The sequence below is a fragment of the Streptomyces sp. MST-110588 genome (assembly GCF_022695595.1).
Classification (GTDB): domain Bacteria; phylum Actinomycetota; class Actinomycetes; order Streptomycetales; family Streptomycetaceae; genus Streptomyces.
The window spans coordinates 6,987,348-7,006,939 of record NZ_CP074380.1 but is presented as its reverse complement, the minus strand read 5'-3'; the positions used below and the strand labels follow the sequence as shown (position 1 = coordinate 7,006,939).

The window sequence follows — 19,592 nt, the reverse complement described above, 5'->3', positions numbered from 1 at the left end:
GAAAGGAGAGCCATCATGCTCCAAGCCCGTACGGTCCGCCGTGCCGCCGTGGCCGCCGCCCTGGCGGCGCTGGCCGTCACCACGTCCGCCACCGCGGAACCCGTGCCTCCTGATCCCGCGCCCTCGGACGCCGCACCCACTGCGAGTCATGCACCCGCAGCCAGTCAGGAGCGCGGCGGCAACACCGCCTCGGCCGTCGACCGGGTCGCCGACTTCTACGGGAGCTACATCGACGCCGTCCACGACGCGGGCCACGGCCGGCTGGCCAAGGCGCTGCGTGAGCACTATCTCACCCGCGACCTGAACGCCCGTCTGACGCAGTGGGAGAAACAGCACAAGACGGACGGTGTGCTGTACGCGCGGAAGGCTCCCGGCGCCTGGCGCGTCACGTACGAGGACAGCGGCATGGGCCACGCCTGGACGCAGGTCCGGCTGACCTGGGGTCCCTCGGGCCACCCCCACTACACCTATCTCACCGTCCAGTCGGACCTCGCCACCTCGCACCTGTCCGACATCCGGCCGGCGAAGTCCGCATAGCGGCGTACGGCAGGTGGGTCAAGTGACGGAAGGCGGTGCGGCAGACGGCAATCACCTGCGCATTCGGTCATTGGGGTAGGTTCGGCAATGAACTCCCTTTGATCCGACGGAGGAATGCATGCCGGTCGTTGTCGCCACGCTGAAAACCAAGCCAGGACAGCTCGATGCCGCGGTGGAGGTTTTCCGCGCGCACTCGCCCGCCGTCCACAAGGAAAACGGCTGCCTGCTGTACGCCGTGCACACCGGCCCCGACCGGCTGGTCGTCGTGGAGAACTGGTCCGACGCCGCCACATTGGACGCCCATTCCCGTGGAGCCGCGCTGACCGCGATCGCGGCCGGGGTTTCCGACCTGCTCGCCGAGCCGATGGATGTCGCGGTGCTCGACGCCGTTCCGATGGGCGACCCGGAAAAATCCACGCTGTAAGGCGATATACGCCGCAGGCAGCAGCGCCCGGCGCGGCCCGTGCGTCCTTGTAGACCCGCACGCCACGTAGGCGCATACGCCTCGTGAGGCTGTACGTCTCGCAGGCACGCATGCCTTGCAGGCCCGTACGTCTCGTAGACCCGTACGGCTCGCAGATCCGTACGTCTCGTACACCCCGGCACACGGACTCCCTTGAGAATCGGCCATTCTCCCGCCGTGGGCCGGGGTGCCGCCCCGGGCGCCGGCCTGGTACGCGTACCCCTCTTACCGCCCGCGCCGGGCCTGTACCGCGCTCCCCCGGCGGCGTACGCGGAAGTTCGGCGATTGGCCGAATGTGAACGCCTTCCGTACACCACTCGCCCCTTGAGCCCCTCTCGCTTTGAGCCCCGGATCGAGCGCGGATACCATGGGTAATGGTTGTCTGGGGCAACCAACTAGGTCATGAACGCCGGTCTCCGCCGAGCGGCGTGACGGGCCCTCACGTCCTGGACGCCAACGCCCGAGCCACGATTACCTCCGGCGGGCGGCGAGCAGCGCGCCGGGGGCAGGAGGAGTCACCCATGCCCGTCACCGCACAGCACTTCCGCACCTACGTGGAGGACAACCTCGACGCCTTGGGGGCCGCCCCCGAGCGGGAGGCGCTGGTGCACCAGGGGCGGCGCATCACCGCCGGTGAGTTCCGCGCGCTGGTGTACCGGACGGCGCGGGCGCTGCTGGCCCAAGGCGTCGACCGCGGACAGAGCGTCACCCTGCTGAGTGAGAACCGGCCCGAGGTCCTCGCCGTACGCTACGCCGCCAACCTCCTGGGCTGCCGGGTCAACCACCTCTACAGCAAGCTGTCGGCCGAGGTGCAGGCCGCCATCGTCCGCGACGTGGAGACCGCCGCGCTGGTCGTCGACCCTCGCTGCGCCGAGCGTGCCCGCGAGGTGACCCGCCTGGCGCCGGTGGCGACCGTACTGTCCCTGGGCCCGGCGGCGGTGGGCACGGACCTGCTGGAGCTGGCCGCCGCGCAGTCCGCCGACCCGCTCGCCGGCCGGGCGCAGCCGCAGGACGTATGCGCCATCCGGCACACCGGCGGCACCACCGGCCACCCGAAGGGCATCTGCACCACCTTCGAACAGGTCGGCGCGCATCGCGCGGCCCGGGCCGGACAACCGGCCGACGCCCCCGCCGACGCCCCGGCCGGCGAGACGTCCGCGTCGCACTCCGCCTCCGATGCCTTCCCGGGCTCCGGCGCCCAGGGGGAGCCCGGCAGGCTCCTGGTCTGCACCACCCTCGCCCACGCCGCCGGCATGATGGCCGACGTCACCCTGGGCAACGAGGGATGTGTGGTGATCCTGGACGAGTTCGACCCCGCCGCCGTGCTCGCCGCGATCGAGCGCGAGCGCATCACCCACATGTTCCTGCTGCCGCCGCTGCTGTACCAGCTCACCGACCACCCGGACGCCGCCACCACCGACACCTCGAGCCTGCGCGCGATCGTCTACGGCGGCTGCCAGTCCTCGCCCGCCCGGATCGCCGACGCGATACGCCGCTTCGGCCCGGTCCTGGTCCAGTTCTACGGGCAGAACGAGGCGGGCGGCATCAGCCTGCTCGCCGCCGAGGACCACGACATCCAGCGCCCGGACCGGCTGCGGTCGGCGGGCAAGGTGCTGCCCTCGGTCGAGGTGGCGATCCGCGACGCCTCCGGCCGCGACCTGCCGCGCGGTGAGCACGGGGAGATCTGCGTACGTTCGGCGACCCTCATGCACGGTTACTGGAAGCAGCCCGAGCTGACCGCCGAGGTGCTCAAGGACGGCTGGCTGCACACCGGGGACATCGGGTTCCTGGACGAGGAGGACTACCTGACCATCGTCGACCGGCTCAAGGACATGATCGTCGTGGTCGGCGGCCATGTGTACACCACCGAGCTGGAGGACCTGCTCAACTCCCACCCGCAGGTACTTCAGAGCGCCGTCTTCGGGGCCCGGGACGCCGACCGCATGGAGCAGGTGCACGCCGTGGTCGTACCTGCCCCGGGCAGCACGGTGGACGCGGAGGACCTGCGGACCATGGTGCGTCAGGAGCGGGGCGCGATGTACGAGCCGGCCCGGATCACCTTCGTCGAGCAGTTGCCGCTGACGGACGCCGGCAAGCCCGACAAGAAGCAGTTGCGTCTCCAGGCCGAGCACGCGGCGGCCTGATCACCGGGGTCCGCGCGATCCGTACGGGTCCGCCCCGCGATCCGTCTTGAGGCCGGCCTCAGGACCGGCTCCGGGGCGGACCCGTACGGCCGGGGTTACGGCCGGGTGGCCCATCACGTCGTGCGGACCCCTGTAGCGCTCCTTAGTCTCGGTACGGAGATCGCCGCGGGGCACCGGAGGTACGGGCGGACGGCCCCACCCGACGCGTAAGGCCGGCTCACGCGCCGACGCGTAAGGCCGGCTCACGCGCGAGAACGCCTCTCCGCCCGGGGCCGGAGACCCCCATGCCGGAGCTTTTCATCGGTGGCCGGTGGACCACCGCGGTGGACGGACAGGTGCGGGAGATCCGCTGTCCGGCGGACGGCACGCTGGTCGCGGTCGTCGACGAGGGCGGCCCCAAGGACGCCGCCGCCGCACTCGCCGCGGCCCGCGAGGCGTTCGACCGGGGGCCGTGGCCCGCCACCCCGCCCGCCGAGCGCGGCCGACTGCTGCTGCGGGTGGCCGCCCTGCTGGAGCGCGACAAGGACGCCTTCGCCCGCGCCGAGTCCCTGGACACCGGGAAGCGGCTGGTGGAGAGCGCGTACGACATGGACGACATCGCCAACTGCTTCCGCTACTTCGGCCATCTGGCCGCCGGTGGCGGCAGCGGCCGGGTGGTGGACGCCGCGGGTCCGAAGATCGACAGCCGGGTGGTGTACGAGCCGGTCGGCGTCTGCGCGCTGATCACGCCCTGGAACTACCCGCTGCTCCAGACGGCGTGGAAGGTGGCTCCCGCGCTGGCCGCGGGCAACACCTTCGTCCTCAAGCCCAGCGAGCTGACGCCGCACACCGCGGTCCTGCTGATGCGCGCGCTGACGGAGGCGGGGCTGCCGCCCGGCGCCGCCAATCTGGTGCTGGGCACCGGTGCCGCGGTGGGGGCGCCGCTGACCGAGGACGTACGGGTGGACCTGGTGTCCTTCACCGGCGGGCTGGCCACCGGCCGGCGGATCATGGCCGCCGCCGCGCCCACCGTGAAGAAGATCGCCCTGGAACTGGGCGGCAAGAACCCCAACATCGTCTTCGCCGACGCCGCGTTCGACGCCGCCGTCGACTACGCGCTGATGGCGGTGTTCGTGCACTCCGGCCAGGTCTGTTCGGCCGGCGCCCGGCTGCTGGTGGACAACGAGCTGCACGACGCCTTCGTCGACGAGCTGGTGGCGCGGGCCCGGCGGATCAGGCTCGGCGGTCCCTTCGACGAGGAGGCGCGCACCGGCCCGCTGATCTCCGCCGAGCACCGGGCGAAGGTCGCGGCCTACGTGGCGGCGGGACTGGACGAAGGCGCCGTACTGCGCTGCGGCGGGGCGCCGCCGGACGACCCGGCCCTCAAGGACGGCTTCTTCTACCTGCCGACCGTGCTGGACGACTGCACCCCGAACATGTCCGTCGTGCACGACGAGTCCTTCGGCCCGGTGCTGACCGTGGAGCGGTTCCGCGGCGAGAACGAGGCCGTCGCACTCGCGAACGACACCATCTACGGCCTGGCCGGTGCAGTGTGGACGCAGGACAGCGGGCGGGCGCGGCGGGTCGCCGGGCGGCTGCGCGCCGGAACCGTATGGATCAACGACTTCCATCCGTACGTGCCGCAGGCCGAGTGGGGCGGCATGAAGCAGTCGGGGGTGGGCCGCGAGCTCGGGCCGGCCGGGCTGGCCGAGTACCAGGAGGCCAAGCACATCTGGCGGAACACCGAGCCCGTGCCGCAGCGGTGGTTCGAGTGAGCACCGGGAAGCAGGACCCGGGATCGGGGCCGGGACCGGAGCCGGAGGGGCCCGGAACCGGTCCGGACGCCCTCGACGCCCCCGAGGACGACGACGACTCGCTCGCGGAGCTGGGCTACAAGCCCGAACTCAAGCGCACGCTCGGCAACTTCCACACCTTCGCCGCCGGCATCAGCTACATCTCGATCCTGACCGGCACCTTCCAGCTCTTCTACTTCGGCGTCAGCCACGGTGGCCCGGCCTACTGGTGGTCCTGGCCGATGGTCTTCGTCGGCCAGCTCATGGTGGCCCTGTGCTTCTGCGAACTGGCGGCCCGTTATCCGGTCGCGGGATCGGTCTACAACTGGGCCAAGAAGCTCGGCGGTCCGCACGTCGGATGGCTCGGCGGCTGGATGATGACGACCGCCACGATGGTCTCGCTGGCGGCCGTGGCCCTGGCCTACCAGGTCACGCTGCCGCAGATCTCCAGCTTCTTCCAGTTCGTCGGCGACGGCTCCGGCAGTACGGACCAGGCGGCCAACGCCGTGCTGCTCGGCACCGTACTGGTGGTCTTCACCACCCTCGTCAACGCGTTCGGGGTCAAGCTGATGGCCCGTATCAACTCCGCCGGGGTGGCGATCGAACTGATCGCCGCGCTGGCGCTGATCGTGCTGCTCGCCGCGCACATCACCCGCGGCCCGGGCGCGGTGACCGACACCTACGGGCTGGCGCGCGGCGAGTCGCTGGGCTACCTCGGCGCGTTCCTCACCGCCTCGCTCGCCTCCGCCTACGTCATGTACGGCTTCGACACGGCCTCCTCCCTCGGCGAGGAGTCCAAGGACCCGGGCCGCAACGCGCCGCGCGCGATCCTGCGCGCCCTGTTCGCCTCGTTCCTCATCGGCGGGACGATCCTGCTGTTCGCCCTGCTGGCCACGCCCGATCTGCACGACGAGCGGCTGTCCGCGGACGGCCTCCAGTACGTGGTGCTCAGCACGCTGGGGCCGGCCATGGGGCAGATCATGCTGTGGTGCGTGGTCATCGCGATCACGGTCTGCGCGCTGGCCGTGCACACCGCCGGCATCCGGCTGGCCTTCGCCATGGCGCGGGACACCAATCTGCCGGCCGCCTCGCTGCTGGCCCGGGTCAGCCCGCGGTTCCAGACCCCGGTACTTCCCGCGGTGATCATCGGAGCCATCGCGGTGTGCATCCTGGTGCTCAACGTCAACCAGCCGCAGATCTTCTCGGTGATCACCAGCATCGCGATCATCATGATCTACGTGGCGTATCTCATGGTCACCGCGCCGATGCTGGTCCGGCGGCTGCGCGGCGAGTGGGAGCCCGCCAGGGGGAAGTTCTCGCTGGGTGTCTTCGGACTGCCCGTCAACATCCTGGCCGTGCTGTGGGGCACCGCGATGGCGGTGAACCTCGCCTGGCCGCGCCCGGAGGTCTACAACGCCACCGGCCCGCAGCACTGGTACCTGCGCTGGGGCGCGTTCCTGTTCGTCGGCCTGGTCGCCGGCGGCGGCTTCACGTACTACTGGTTCGTCCAGCGCAAACGCACCTGTGTGCTGGCCGGCCACGCCGCCGAGGAGCCCGGCGGCACCCCACCCCAGAGGCCTTGAAGGAGGCGCCCCGCGGGGCGCGGTCAGGCCGGGCGTCGCCGACGGCGCAGCCGGGCGTCGCCGACGGCGCAGCCGGCCGTAGAGGATGCATGCCTCCATGGCCGCGAGCAGCCCTCCGCAGGTCCACGCCTGGCCGGGCGACAGGCCGTGGACGTCGTTGCTCAGCCTCGTCGCCGGCCAGTCCCCCGGGTCCACCACCAGCGTGACGTGCCGGCCCGGCCCGAAGCCCTCGCCGGCCATCAGCAGGCCCGGTCCTCCCTGGTCGAGCCATCCGCAGCCCGCCAGGACCAGGGGCGTCAGAACCACCAGGCCGAGGGTGACGGGCCATCGGGACAGCGGCCCGCGGCTGCTGTGCGCCACCTCCCGCACCGGGCCTCTCGTCCGGGTCCTCACCTGCTTCACGTCCTTCCCGGGCGTCGGCGTTCCTTGATCCGGGAGACATCTTCGTCGCCACGGCTTCCCAGGGGGAAACGCACGGCCCCGGCATGACGTACGCGCCGGGCCCGTGACGTACGGGCCAGGTGATGACGTACGGGCTCAGCGGGATCCGGCCGTGCGGACGCGTCCCCCGGCACCGCCGTATCGCCCGTTAGTGACGTACATAACCGTTTCTCAGGGCAACCGATGATGCATCTCGACCGTCAATTTGTACGGCGGATGTATGTACGGGTCTTGCCGGTCACAAGGCCGACCTCCGCCACGGACCTTTCGTGTTGTTTTTGGAGGTAAATCTACGTGCACGCCAGACCAGGCCGACGCCCTGCCCAGTTGATAGCCGCTCTGCTGGGCGCCACGCTGATGACCGCGTGCGGAGCGGGATCCGGCTCGGGGTCATCGAAGGCGGAGGAGGAGCCGCCGGCGAAGGTGACCGTCACCCCGGCCAACGGTGACAAGGCGGTCAAGCTCGGCTCCGCGGTATCCGTGAAGGTCTCCGGGGGCCGCCTCACCTCGGTCGACGTCAAGGACGACAAGGGCGGCAAGCTCTCCGGCAAGCTCACCGGCAACGGGTCCTCCTGGACCTCGGACGGCAACGTCCGGCCGGGGGCCACGTACACCGTGGAGAGCAAGGCGAAGTCCGGCGGCGGCAAGGAGACCTCCGCCAAGTCGGTCTTCACCACCGAGCAGGCCGGCAAGGTCAACAAGCTCACCAACACCCCCACGGACGGTCAGACCGTCGGGACCGGCATGCCGATCTCGATCCTCTTCGACAACCCCGTGGACAAGGACCGCCGCGCCGACATCGAGAAGGCGCTCAAGGTCACCACGCAGCCGCAGGTGACCGGCGCCTGGGGCTGGGTCAAGGACTACTCGGGCAAGGACCGGATCGACTGGCGGCCCAAGGACTACTGGCCCACCGGCACCAAGGTGACCGTCAAGGGCGCCCTGTCGGGGATCGACTCGGGCACGGGCGGCTGGTTCGCCCGGGACTACAACTACGGCTTCACCATCGGCAAGGACCGCCGGGCCGTCATCGATGTGACCGCGCACAAGCTGACCATGTACGAGGACGGCAAGGCCGTCGGCACGATCAGCGGTTCGGCGGGCTCGCCGAGCGCTCCGACCCGGGGCGGCATCCACACCGTACGCAGCAAGAACGCCGCCGAGACGATGGACTCCGCGACCATCGGCTACGGCAACCAGTGGATGCTGGACTCGAAGTGGGTCACGCACCTGACGGCGTCGGGCACCTTCCTGCACTCCGCGCCGTGGAACAAGTCCATCGGCGTGGTCAACAACAGCCACGGCTGCTTCGGCATGACCACCTCGGACGCCAAGCGGATCTACGACTTCCTGCTGATCGGCTCGACGGTGGAGGTCAAGAACACCTCCAACCCGAACAAGACGGAGGTCGGCAACGGCCTGGAGGTCTGGCAGGAGAGCTGGGACCAGTGGCAGCAGCGCAGCGCGCTGAAGTGACCGGCACGGCCAGGACGCGAGCCCGGCCCGGACACGGCTGACAACGTAAAGGCGGCGCTCCCCTGATTGGGGGGGCGCCGCCTTGCACGTCGAGCCGTTCCCGAAGAGCTCCGGCCGGCTCGGACCACACCCCCGTGCCGGTCCGAGCCGGCCGGCCCCGTGCTCCAAGGGCCGTACGGCTCAAGGGTTCCGGCCGGACCGCCCCCCGTGGACGCTCCGACCGGGACGCCGCCGCGCCTTCGCGTGCGCCGGACCGCGGTGGTCCACGACGCGTGAGCGGGAACGGCATTCCCTTTTTCACACCAGAGTCTTTGACTCAGATGTGAGGATAGATGGTTGAACGCTTCCTTGCCAGCCCGCTCGCACGCCTCTCATCAGGAATGAGGCGGCCCCGGACCGGAATCGGCGGGCCGTCGAGGTCGCGACACCCTCACCGACCGGCTCCATTACAGTGGAAGTCTGACGTTTATGGCCTTGAAGGGAGCGGGGGCATGGGGGACGAGGGCCGTGAGCCGGCCGGCCTGGCCGAGAAGCTTGACCAGCTTTTCCACGCACGCAGCCGGGAGCGCGGCAGGCCGCTGTCGGCCAACGACGTGGCCACGGAGATCAACATCAAGGCCGGCGAGCAGGTGATCTCCGGCAATTACATCTGGCAGCTTCGCAAGGGCAAGCGGGACAACCCGACCAAACGGCACATCGAGGCGCTGGCGGAGTACTTCGGGGTGCCGGCCGCGTACTTCCACGACCAGCCCGAGCCGGCCGATGCCGGCGCCGTCGGCACCTCCGAGCGGCCCACGGCCGTGCTGGGCGCGATGCAGGACGCCGGTGTCATCGCCATGGCGGCGCGCTTCATGGACATGTCGGAGGAGTCCCGTAGCGCGGTGCTGGAAATGATCAACCGGGTGCGGAAGCTGGAAGGGCTGCCGGAGGTGAACGGCGCGGGTGAGGAGACCCGGTCGCTGCCCTGACCAAGGGCCTGATCACCGCCCGGTCACCGCGCGCCGCAGCGCCCCGGTCACGGCGTACCGGGCGGCCCCGCCCATGATCACATCGGGTGCGACACCACCCACCTGGGAGGGGCCGTGCGGCGCTGTATGAGACTGGCACGTGTGCCTGTCGTGGCCCCGGCCGAAGGAGAGCGCGTGATGAAGTTCGCACGGCGTCGAGACCGTGTGCTCGCCGATTGCTCGGCACGCCTCCGTGACCTGCCCATTCCGCGCCCCTTCGAGCTGGGCGCCTTCCTCGGCCACCTCGCCGAGCGGCGTGGCCGGCCGATCCGTCTGGAGCCCCAGGTCACCCCGCCGGCCGGGCCCTGCGGGCTGTGGATCGCCACCGCCCGGGCCGACTACATCTTCTACGACGAGGCCACCACCGCACTGCACCGCGACCACATCGTGCTGCACGAGGTCGGGCACATGCTCAGCGGCCACTACAACCTGCTCTCCGGTGACACGGCCCAGGCGCTGGTGCCCGGTCTGGACACCGGGGAGGTGGAGTCCGTCCTCGGCCGCAGCCACTACAGCGACGTGGAGGAGCAGGAGGCCGAGCTGATCGCTTCCCTTATCCTGCAACGCGCCGACCGAACTGTCTCCCGCCGGCCGGCGACGTCCCAGCAGGCCGAGGTCCTCAGCCGGATGGACAGCGTCTTCGGGTCCCCCAAGCGACGGTAAAGCGACACAGCGACACATGGTCAACGCCCTCTTCCTGTCCATCGCCGCCATCTTGCTGCTGGCGGCCCTCTACAAGGCCCGTCCGCTGCTCGGCCGGCCCCGCCCGCAGGGCCTGGGGGCGCTGTGCGGCTTCCTCACGGCGATGGCGGCCTCCCTGATCTTCCTCACGCCGCTGGCCGGTGACGCCCTGAGCCACGTGACCCCCAAGCTGGGCCGGCTGCTGGGCAACTGCACCACCCTGGCGGCGGCCACCTGCATATCGATCCTGCTGCTGCGCTTCAACGAGGAGCCGCCGCAGGCGGACCGCAAGGCTGGGCGCCGGCTGGTCTCCCTGGCCGCCGCCGTGTGCGCGCTGGCGGTGCTCTTCCTCGCCTCCCCCAGGAACGAGGCCCCCGGCTCCCCCACCTTCGGCGAGCTGCCCCGCACCGAGCCGCTGCTGAACGTGTACGTGCTGGTCTTCACCGTGCACCTGGGCGCCGCCATCGTCGACCTGCTGCGCCAGACCCTGCGCTACTCCCGGCACGCCCCGCGCGCCGCCCTGCGCTACGGCCTGCGGATCATCGCCTTCGGCTGCGGCCTGGGGACGATCTACATCGCCTACAAGGTCGTGCACGTGGCCGCACTGTGGGCGGACACCGCCTGGCTGCCGGCCGAGCAGATCTGTACGTCCCTGGTGACGCCGGTGACCTGCACGTTCAGCGTCGGCCTGCCCGCCGCGTGCAGCCTGATCGTGGTGAGCGGGATCCTGCTCCCGGCGATCGGCCCGGCGCTGGCCTGGCCCTGGCGCCGGGCCCGGCTGTGGCACCTGCACCGCGGGGTGCGCCCGCTGTGGGCCGCGCTGTCCGACGCCGTACCGGAGATCCGGCTGACCGCGACCGACGGCCGCTACGCCGCGGCCGACCCCGAGTTCCGGCTGTACCGGCGGGTGATCGAGATACGGGACGGCGTCCTGGCGCTGCGCCCGCACCGCAGCGAGGAGGTGCGCCGCGCGGCCGAGGCCGCCCTGCGCGCCGAGGGCGTCCAGGGGCGGCGGCTGGAGGCGGGGGTGGAGGCGGCGGTTCTGGCCGCGGCCCTGGACGCCCGGCGCGGCGGCCGGCCCGCCGCCCATCCGGTCAGCGCACAGGACGCCACGCTCACCCGCCCCGAGCTGAACAACCTGATCGACGAGGCACGCTGGCTGCGCCTGGTCTCCCGCGCGCTGCGGGCCCCCGGCACGGCCCCCGTACCGTCCCCTCCCCCGACCGGAGCGTGAGATCACCTGTGAGCAGCCCCAGCACCCCGATGGATACGCCGGAGTTCTTCCGCGACCCCTATCCCGTGCTCGCCGCGCTGCGCGAGCGCGGGCCGGTGCAGCCCGTCCGCAGCGGTCCGTACGGCACGACCTGGGCCGTCACCGGCTGGGCGCAGGCCCGGACCGCGCTGGCCGACCCCCGGCTGTCCAAGGACACCGGCCGCTACTTCGCGGACAAGCCCTCCCGCCGCAACCTGGCGCCCGCGGTGAGCCGCACCATGCTCGCCACCGATGCGCCCGACCACACCCGGCTGCGCAGGCTGGCGGTCAAGGCGTTCACCCCGGCGGCGGTGGCGCGCCTGGAGCCGCGGATCAGCGCCCTGACCGACGAGTTGGTACGGGCCCTCGCCGAGCGCGGTGGCGGCGATCTGGTCGAGGACTTCGCCGTGCCGCTGCCCATCGAGGTCATCGGCGATCTGCTGGGGGTGCCCCGTGCGGACCGTACGGCGCTGCGTCGCTGGTCCAACGACCTGTTCGCGGCCGGCCACGACGACACCACCGCCGCCGACGCCGCCTCGCACGCCATCAGCGACTACATGACGTCGCTGATAGCGGCCAGGCGCGCCGCGCCGTCCGCCGTCCCGGACCTGCTGACGGACCTGATCGCCGCGCGCGACGAGGACGACCGGCTCAGCGAGCACGAGCTGGTCTCCCTGGCGGTGCTGCTGGTCGTCGCCGGTCACGAGACCACCACCAACCTCATCGGCAACGGCATGCTCGCCCTCCTTCAGGACGACGCGCTGCGTGCCCGGCTGCGCGCGGACACCTCCTTGATCCCCGCGGCCGTGGAGGAACTGCTGCGCTACGACGCGCCGCTGACCACCGCCACCTTCCGGTACGCCGTCGCACCGCTGACGCTCGGCGGCGCCGAGATCGCCGAGGGCGACGTGGTGCTGGTGATGCCCGGGGCGGCCAACCGCGACCCGGAGCGGTTCTGCGAGCCGGACGCGCTGCGGCCGGGCCGCGAGGGCGGGCACCTGTCCTTCGGGCACGGGCCGCACCACTGCCTCGGCGCGCCGCTGGCCCGCCTGGAGGCCCGTATCGCCTTCGAGGCGCTGCTGGTCCGCCTCCCGGACCTGCGGCTCGCCTGCCCGGTGGCCGAACTCCCCTGGCGGCACACGCGGCTGATGCGCGGCCTGGCCCATCTGCCGGTCACGTGTACGCCGCGGGTCCTGTAACAACAACCCGCGGCGGGACGCTGAGCCGGGCCGGCGGCAGCACGGCCGCCGGCCCGGAAGCGCACATACTCAACGGCTCACATACTCACCGGCTCAACGGCTCACAGGAGAAGGCCGCCGGACACCTCGATCACCTGGCCGGTGATGTAACGGGCGTGGTCGGAGGCCAGGAAGCAGACCAGGTGGGCCACGTCCTCGGCGGTGCCCAGCCGGTGGCCGGGGATCAGCGCCTTGACGTACTCCATCCGCTCCGGCGGGATCTGTGCCGTCATGTCGGTCTCGATGAAGCCGGGGGCGACGGCGTTCACCGTGATCCCGAACTCGCCGATCTCCTTGGCCAGTGCCTTGGTGAAGCCGATGATCCCGGCCTTGGAGGCGGCATAGCTGGTCTGGCCGGGCGCGCCGTGCAGGCCCACCGCCGAGGTGAGGTTGACGATCGCCCCGCCGCGGCGCTTGACCAGTGGCATCACCAGCGGTCTGGTCACGTTGAACATACTGCCGAGGTTGGTCTCGACGACCTCGTCCCAGTCCTCGCGGCGCATCCGGGCGAAGGTGGCGTCCCGTGTCACACCGGCGTTGTTGACCAGTACGTCCAAGGTGCCCAGGCACTCCAGCGCGGCGGCCGTGAACTCCTCGACGGCCGCGGTGTCGCCGACCTGGGCGGGCAGCGCCATGCACTGCTGACCGGGGTGCGCCGCCCGCATCTCCTGGCACAGCGCGCGGGCCGCCTCGGCGCTGCGGTGGTAGCTGAAGGCGACCTCCGCCCCTTGCGCCAGCGCCAGCCGTACGACGGCGGCGCCGATGCCGCGCGAGCCGCCGGTGACCACGAACCGCTTGCCGGCCAGCGGCAGCGGAACCGCGCCGTTGAGGTGGGCGCCGGCCGCGTCGGGTGGGGTGAACGCCGTCACCGTACGCTCCTCATACGGCCGTCTGTCCGGCCGGCTCGGGCCCGGGGCCGGGCGAGGCGGTGGCGGCGGACCGGGTCCGGGGGGTGCCGACGCTCACGCCGTGTCCCCTGGCGGCCTTCTTGGCGGCGGCCTCGCGCTCGCGCAGCGCCCGGTAGCGCTCCTCGGCCAGCAGCGCCTGGATCATGGGGGTGTAGAACGGGCCGTCACCGACGAGGGTGATCTTCTCGGGGGTGACCTCGGCGAAGCCGCGCTCGCCCAGGGCGTCCCAGACGGTCCGGAACTCCTCGTACACGTCGAGGCCGAACGCCTCGCGGTAGTCCGGGCGCGAGACTTCGAGGCCGAAGAGGTTCCGGAAGATCATCGACAGCCGCCAGTCCTGCGCCGAGTGCCTGAATCCGCGCTCGACGGGGAAGCGGCCCTCGTCGACCATTTCCTTGTAGCGGCGCAGATTGCGCTGGTTGATGAAGGACCAGCAGCGTCCCTCCTCCAGCATGGCGTCGCCGAAGAAGGTGATGGCGGCGTAGCCGAGGCCGACGGTGTCCATGTCGTCGAAGCGGCGGGTGACGCCTTCTTCGTACTGGCGGGAGTTCGGGTCGCCGGGCTTGCGGAAGTTGTACGCGGTGATCTGCTCGTAGCCGTGGCTGGTGAGGAAGTCCCGCGACTGCCGGTACATCTCCAGATTGCTCAGGGTGGAGGGCAGTTCGTGGAAGCGGTTGAGCGCGAAGTCGGTCGGGCCGCCGACGTTCAGTTCGTAGTGGGTGATGTCGTAGACGTCCCAGGAGATCAGTGTCTCCAGGTCCTCCAGCATCGTGGCGACGGTCTGCTGGGGCCAGCCGAAGATCAGGTCGACATTGGCCGCCAGGCCCAGTTCACGGGCCCATTCCAGGCTCTGGATGACGTGCTGGGTGGTCTGCTTGCGACCGCTGAGGGCGTTCAGCCGCTCGTTGACCTGCTGGATGCCCATGCTGATCCGGTTCATGCCCGAATCGCGGATCGCCGCCATCTTCTTGCGGGAGAAGAGCTGCGGAATGCCTTCGAGCGTGATGTCGACCTGCGGGGCGATGTCCGGGAAAAGGCCCCGCACCATGTCCATGAGCTTGTGGTACAGCGGTTCCTTGTACAGGTTGGAGGTGCCGCCGCCGAAATAGACCGCGCCGAGCGTCGCGCCCTCCAGCACCTCGCGGTAGAGCTCCGCCTCGCGTTCCACGTAGCCGTAGTAGTTCTCCAGGGCCGCGTTGCCCTGGAATTCCTCCACCGGGAACAGGCAGTATCCGCACTTTCCCGGGTCCGTCTTGATGCAGTACGGCACCCCGACGTAGAGGTTCACATACGAATCCCTCTTGGCCGCCCGGATGCGGCGGCGGTCCTCGCCGGTCTCCTCGACGGGGACGGACAGGTCGGTCCAGTAGCGCGGCGACGGAAAGCCGTGCTGGATCTTGTTGACCTGACGTTTGTCCAGGTGCGAATCGATGTAGCTGTTGACGAAGCCGGAATCTAACACGGTGTGGCACTCCCCTCGGCGAACGTTCGCCGGATGCGTCATGGCGCGTGTTCCGGTTGTCCGGTGTCAGGTGGCGGACACCTCCGCGGATGCCGTCGTTCCGGCAAGGGCGGGGGCCAGCACCCGGTCCAGGACATAGCCGGCGAGATCCTCGATGCTCTGGTAGTCCAGGGCTTCCATGGCCTCGAAGCGGAAGTCGAGTTTCTCCTGGATGCGCCGCTGCAATTCGGTGATCATCAGGGAGTCGAGGCCGATTTCCAGTAGGGCGGTCGAGGGATCGAGGTCGTCCAGGTCCAGGTCGAATTCGGCCGCCGCCTGCCCGAGGGTGTCGCGGACCTCGTCGGTGAGCCATTCGCTCACCACGGCCAGGCGCTCGGCGCGGGGCAGCGGCGCCAGCCGTCCGACGAGTTCCTTACGGGTGTCGCGGGCCCTGGTCCGCAGGTCCTGCGTGGCGGGTGCCGGGGCGCTGCCGGCGGTCAGGGAGACGGTGTGCCGCAGCTCCAGGCCCTCCATCTCCGCCAGCACGTTGCCCTCGTCGTCACTGATCCGCACGGTGGCCAGCGCCGCCGTCCGTGCGTCGTTGGTGCGCAGCCGTACGTGGCTCCACACCTGGTCCGGGAAGGGGCCGCGCAGCGTCATCCGCCGCACCGCCACGGGGACGTAGGCGCCTTCCAGGGCACGCGAGGACAGCGTCGTCAGGGCCGCGCCGGTGACGTGCAGGGCGCCGTCGAGCATCGTCGCCAGCCGGAAGGGGTGGCCCTCGCCGGGCGCGCCGTCGGGCGCGGCGGTGATCCGGCCCAGTGCCTCGCCCTGTTCCTCCTCGCCGATCCACAGTTCGCGGACGGTGGAGAAGCTCGCCCCGTACTCCAGGCCGACCTTGCGCAGTTCGCCGTAGAAGCGTCCGGTGGCCATGCCGGTGGTGATCCTGGTGCGCAGCGCGTCGGGACAGGTGCCGCCCGCTCCGTTGGCCTGCGGATCGCCGGTCTGCGCGGCGGTGGCAGGCGGGTGCGGTGCGGCCGGTGCGATGGTGCCGCGGCAGTACTGGGGCGCCTGCTCCCCGCCCTCCGCGCCATTGATGGTGAAGCGCCGGTGCCCGCCGCTTCGCGGGTCGCGGGCGTCGAGCCGGATGCCGACCGCGGTGGTCCGGCCGGGCGCCAGGAAGAGCGGGCGGGCGAAGTCCACGTCGCGCAGTTCCACCGGCCGCGTGCCGTCGTCCCCGGTGGCCTGCTCGGCGACCCGGTGGGCGCGCAGGACCATTTCGAGGTATCCGGTGGCGGGGAAGACGGTGGTCCCCAGGATGCGGTGGTCCGTCCAGGGCACCACGGCGCTCAGTTCCGTCCGGAAGCCGCAGCGGCCCTCGCCGGTCCGTACGGCCCGTCCGATCAACTCGTGCTCCTCCGCGGCCGGCTGCGGTTCCGGCGCCGGGGGCTGTTCCGCGTCCTGGTCCGCGAGCTGTTCCGCGTCCTGGTCCGCGGTGGGCTCCACGGACCGGACCGCGTCCTGATCCAGGGTCTCCTGCGGAGTCTCTTCCGGGGGCCAGGCGGTCTCCACCGGCTCCCATACGGGAATCCGTTCGGGCTCGGCCACACCGGTGCCGCCGGCGCCCCGCGTGCTCTCCGCCCCTGTGCCGACCCAGTAGCGGTCGCCGCGGAAGGGGTACTGCGGGGCCGGGATCCGCCGGTAGCGCGCGTCCGTGAAGAGCCGGGGCAGTTCGACGGGGGCGCCGGTGGTGAACAGCGCGCCCGCGGTGACGAGCAGGTTCTTCACGTCCTGCCGGTCACGCAGCAGGGTGGGGACGAGCCGGGCGTCCGTGACGCCGAACGCGCCCGCGATCACCGGTGACAGCGCGGGGTGCGGGCCGACCTCCACGACGGCCGAGCAGCCGGCCTCCAGCACCGTACGCATGCCCTCGTGGAAGAGCACCGGGTTGCGGGCGTGGGTGCTCCAGTACTGCGGCCCCTCCTCGCCCGTCATGACCGCGCCGGTGACGTTGGAGACGACGGGGATGTCCGCACGGCCCGGCCCGAACGTCGCGGCCCGCTTCTCGAGTTCGGGCAGGACCGGGTCCATCAGCGGCGAGTGGAAGGCGTGCGAGACCTTCAGTTCCGTCGTACGGGTGCCGGACTCCTGCGCGCGGCGGGCGATCTCCTCGACCGCCTCGGCCGCGCCCGAGACCACCAGGCTGCGCGGGCCGTTGACGGCGGCGACGGCGGCCCGGTCGGTCATGCCCGTCAGCCACTCCCGTACGGTGTCCTGGTCGGCGGCGACCGCCAGCATCCGTCCGTCGCGCGGCAGTTCGCCCATGAGCCGGCCGCGCAGCACGCTGAAGCGGGCCGCGTCCTCCAGCGGGAGCAGCCCGCCGACGCACGCGGCGACGAGTTCCCCGACGCTGTGCCCGATGACGATGGAGGGCCGGATCCCCCAGGAGGCGAGGAGTTCGCACAGCGCGTACTCCACGGCGAACAGGGCGGGCTGGACGTAGCGCGTGGTGTCCAGCGCCTGCGCGGAACGCTCGCCGAAAAGGACCTCGTGCAGGGGCTGTCCGAGTTCCGCGGCCATCAGCACCGCGCACCGGTCGATCGCGTCGGCGAAGACCGGCTCGCTCTCATAGAGGCCGTGCGACATGCCGGCGTACTGGGAGCCCTGGCCGGTGAAGACGAACGCGGCCTTGGCGTTCTTGCGCGCCCGGCCGTCGGTGACCGACGCGGGGCTGCGACGGGTGCGCCACAGCCGCAGGTTGTTGGCGACCTCGGTGCCGGTGGCGCCCGGGACGGCCAGGCGGTAGCGCAGCGCAGCGCGGCCGGTGGCGGCGGTGAACGCGGCGTGGGGGAAGGTCCGCGGCTCGGCGCGGGAGAGGAAGGTGCCCCAGCGTTCGGCGGCCTCCTCCAGGCTCTCCGGTGTCTTCGCGGACAGCACCAGCAGTTCGTACGGGCGCGGGCGTTCGTCCGTCGCGGGCGCCGCGGCGGGCGCCTCGCCGAGGATGGCGTGGGCGTTGGTGCCGCTGTAGCCGAAGGAGTTGACCCCGGCCAGCCGGGGCAGGTCGCCACGGGGCCAGGGCACGGCCGTGGTCGGTACGTCGACCGCGGCCTCGCTCAGGTCGATGTGGGGGTTGAGCCTCTCCAGGTGGACGCTGGGGAAGATGACCTCGCGGTCCAGGGACAGGGCGGCCTTGACCAGGCCGAGGAGTCCCGCGCCGGCCTCGATGTGGCCGAAGTTGCTCTTCGCCGATCCCACGTACAGGGGCCGGTCCTGCGGCCGGGTGCGGCCGTAGACCTTGGCGATGGCGTTCAGCTCGATCGGGTCGCCGACCGGTGTCCCGGTGCCGTGCGCCTCCACGTACCCGATGCGGGCGGGGTCCACGTCGTTGCGGCCGAGCGCGGCACGCATCACCTGCTCCTGGGTCCGGCCGTTGGGCGCGGTCAGGGCCGGGGTGCGGCCGTCGTGGTTGATCGCGGTGCCGACGATGCTCGCCAGGATGCGGTCGCCGCGCTCCAGGGCCAGCGACTCGCGCCGCAGCAGTATCGCCACACAGCCCTCGCTGCGTACGTAACCGTCCGCGCCGGCGTCGAAGGCCCGGCACTGCCCGGCCCGGGACAGCAGCCCTATTTTGGAGAACGCGATGTGAATTCCCGGGCTCAGGATCAGATTGACCCCGGCGACGACGGCGGAATCGCACTCCCCGGAAAGAATGCTCTGCCGGGCCAGGTGAACGGCGACCAGCGCCCCGGAACACGCCGTGTCGAGTGCGAAACAAGGACCCTCGAATCCGAGGAAATGCGCGATGCGGCCCGCGCTGATACTGGTCGCGTCGGCCATCGCGTCGTACGGGCTGATGCCGGCGAAACCCTCCAGCGTGCTTTTGAGCAGGGAGTAGTTGTTGGTGTTCATCGACGCCAGGAACATGCCGGTGTCGGTGCCCTTGAGCTCTTCGGGGTTCTGCCCGCCGTGCTCCAGGGCGTGCCACACGGTCTGCAGCAGCAGCCGCTGCTGGGGGTCCATCCGCTGGGCCTCGACGTCGGAGATCCCGAAGAACGCCGCGTCGAACCGGTCCACGCCGTCGATGAAACCGCCGTGCCGGACATAGGTCTTGCCTGGTCGCAGCGGGTCGGGGTCGTAGAACCCGTCGACGTCCCACCGGTCGGGCGGGATTTCGCTGATGCAGTCTCGGCCGTCCCGGAACGTGGCGAAGAGGTCGTCCAGGCTCGATACGTTGCCGGGCAGTGCGCAACCGACTCCGACAACCGCGATACGCTCGGCTTCCACTACCGTCGTCTCCTTCGGCGTGCTCAGGTCGACGTGCTCGGGCCGCGACGCTGCGCTCAGCGTCGGTGAATGGTCGCTGCTCAGGTCCGGGCCGCCGGGGTTCCTCATCGCGTATCGCGGAAGTCATGGAACTCTTCGCTGCGGGCAACGCTGCGGCAGTCCGAAAAACCGTTCCACATGTAACTGAGTCAGACCACGACCATACCGGCGCCGGTTTCCTTGTCAAGAGCCGTCCTGACGGCGGCAATTGGTGCACTACCGGGTCGCCGGGGGCGCCGGTGGCGAATGCGAAGAAACCCCTGGGGCCAGCGTGAAGCGATATCACTGCTGCGACGGAATGAGTGTGGTGGGCTTCGAATTACGGA

The 19,592-nt window shown here is 71.0% G+C and carries 13 protein-coding genes; 10 read left to right on the top strand and 3 right to left on the bottom strand.

Annotation, left to right across the window (positions count from 1 at the left end; all coding sequences use genetic code 11):
* Positions 1-15 precede the first annotated feature (15 nt).
* From KGS77_RS30630 to KGS77_RS30585, 10 genes are all read left to right on the top strand, one after another.
* The gene (locus KGS77_RS30630) at positions 16-537 is read left to right on the top strand and encodes a hypothetical protein (protein WP_242586358.1); all 522 of its coding nucleotides are present in this window, start codon (positions 16-18) and stop codon (positions 535-537) included.
* Positions 538-655: 118 nt separating this feature from the next.
* Positions 656-961, top strand: a complete 306-nt coding sequence (locus KGS77_RS30625) for a putative quinol monooxygenase (RefSeq protein WP_242586357.1) — start codon at positions 656-658, stop codon at positions 959-961.
* Positions 962-1,521: 560 nt separating this feature from the next.
* On the top strand, positions 1,522-3,144 hold the full coding sequence (locus tag KGS77_RS30620; protein WP_242586356.1) for an AMP-binding protein: 1,623 nt from the start codon (positions 1,522-1,524) through the stop codon (positions 3,142-3,144).
* Between the two features lie 284 nt (positions 3,145-3,428).
* Positions 3,429-4,898, top strand: coding sequence for an aldehyde dehydrogenase family protein (locus tag KGS77_RS30615; RefSeq protein WP_242586355.1), 1,470 nt, complete (start codon positions 3,429-3,431; stop codon positions 4,896-4,898).
* The gene (locus KGS77_RS30610; RefSeq protein WP_242586354.1) at positions 4,886-6,499 is read left to right on the top strand and encodes an amino acid permease; all 1,614 of its coding nucleotides are present in this window, start codon (positions 4,886-4,888) and stop codon (positions 6,497-6,499) included. Before KGS77_RS30615 ends, KGS77_RS30610 begins: the two co-directional genes overlap by 13 nt.
* Positions 6,500-7,234: 735 nt before the next feature.
* The gene (locus KGS77_RS30605) at positions 7,235-8,416 is read left to right on the top strand and encodes an Ig-like domain-containing protein (protein ID WP_242586353.1); all 1,182 of its coding nucleotides are present in this window, start codon (positions 7,235-7,237) and stop codon (positions 8,414-8,416) included.
* Positions 8,417-8,907: 491 nt separating this feature from the next.
* Positions 8,908-9,384 (top strand): helix-turn-helix transcriptional regulator, encoded by a 477-nt coding sequence (locus KGS77_RS30600; RefSeq protein ID WP_242586352.1) that lies wholly within the window; start codon positions 8,908-8,910, stop codon positions 9,382-9,384.
* Positions 9,385-9,561: 177 nt separating this feature from the next.
* The gene (locus KGS77_RS30595) at positions 9,562-10,086 is read left to right on the top strand and encodes a ParH-like protein (protein ID WP_242586351.1); all 525 of its coding nucleotides are present in this window, start codon (positions 9,562-9,564) and stop codon (positions 10,084-10,086) included.
* Between the two features lie 16 nt (positions 10,087-10,102).
* Positions 10,103-11,338, top strand: coding sequence for an MAB_1171c family putative transporter (locus KGS77_RS30590; protein ID WP_242586350.1), 1,236 nt, complete (start codon positions 10,103-10,105; stop codon positions 11,336-11,338).
* Between the two features lie 29 nt (positions 11,339-11,367).
* Positions 11,368-12,555 (top strand): cytochrome P450, encoded by a 1,188-nt coding sequence (locus tag KGS77_RS30585; protein ID WP_242587786.1) that lies wholly within the window; start codon positions 11,368-11,370, stop codon positions 12,553-12,555.
* Positions 12,556-12,656: 101 nt separating this feature from the next.
* Here KGS77_RS30585 and KGS77_RS30580 read toward each other — a convergent pair whose 3' ends face one another.
* The 3 genes from KGS77_RS30580 to KGS77_RS30570 form a co-directional block, all read right to left on the bottom strand.
* Entirely contained in the window at positions 12,657-13,463 is an 807-nt protein-coding gene (locus KGS77_RS30580; protein ID WP_242586349.1) for an SDR family NAD(P)-dependent oxidoreductase, read from the bottom strand.
* A gap of 10 nt (positions 13,464-13,473) precedes the next feature.
* A complete protein-coding gene (locus KGS77_RS30575; protein WP_242586348.1) occupies positions 13,474-14,964 on the bottom strand; it encodes a radical SAM protein in 1,491 nt (496 codons plus the stop codon).
* Positions 14,965-15,030: 66 nt separating this feature from the next.
* Complete coding sequence (locus KGS77_RS30570) at positions 15,031-19,227, bottom strand: type I polyketide synthase (protein ID WP_242586347.1); 4,197 nt, start codon at positions 19,225-19,227, stop codon at positions 15,031-15,033.
* Positions 19,228-19,592 lie beyond the last annotated feature (365 nt).

What these genes read in the sequence shown, in the direction of transcription:
- KGS77_RS30590 (WP_242586350.1), top strand. Translation starts at nt 10,103, where the DNA reads ATGGTCAACGCCCTCTTCCTGTCCATCGCCGCCATCTTGCTGCTGGCG.
- KGS77_RS30625 (WP_242586357.1), top strand. Translation starts at nt 656, where the DNA reads ATGCCGGTCGTTGTCGCCACGCTGAAAACCAAGCCAGGACAGCTCGAT.
- KGS77_RS30620 (WP_242586356.1), top strand. Translation starts at nt 1,522, where the DNA reads ATGCCCGTCACCGCACAGCACTTCCGCACCTACGTGGAGGACAACCTC.
- KGS77_RS30585 (WP_242587786.1), top strand. Translation starts at nt 11,368, where the DNA reads ATGGATACGCCGGAGTTCTTCCGCGACCCCTATCCCGTGCTCGCCGCG.
- KGS77_RS30615 (WP_242586355.1), top strand. Translation starts at nt 3,429, where the DNA reads ATGCCGGAGCTTTTCATCGGTGGCCGGTGGACCACCGCGGTGGACGGA.
- KGS77_RS30595 (WP_242586351.1), top strand. Translation starts at nt 9,562, where the DNA reads ATGAAGTTCGCACGGCGTCGAGACCGTGTGCTCGCCGATTGCTCGGCA.
- KGS77_RS30600 (WP_242586352.1), top strand. Translation starts at nt 8,908, where the DNA reads ATGGGGGACGAGGGCCGTGAGCCGGCCGGCCTGGCCGAGAAGCTTGAC.
- KGS77_RS30630 (WP_242586358.1), top strand. Translation starts at nt 16, where the DNA reads ATGCTCCAAGCCCGTACGGTCCGCCGTGCCGCCGTGGCCGCCGCCCTG.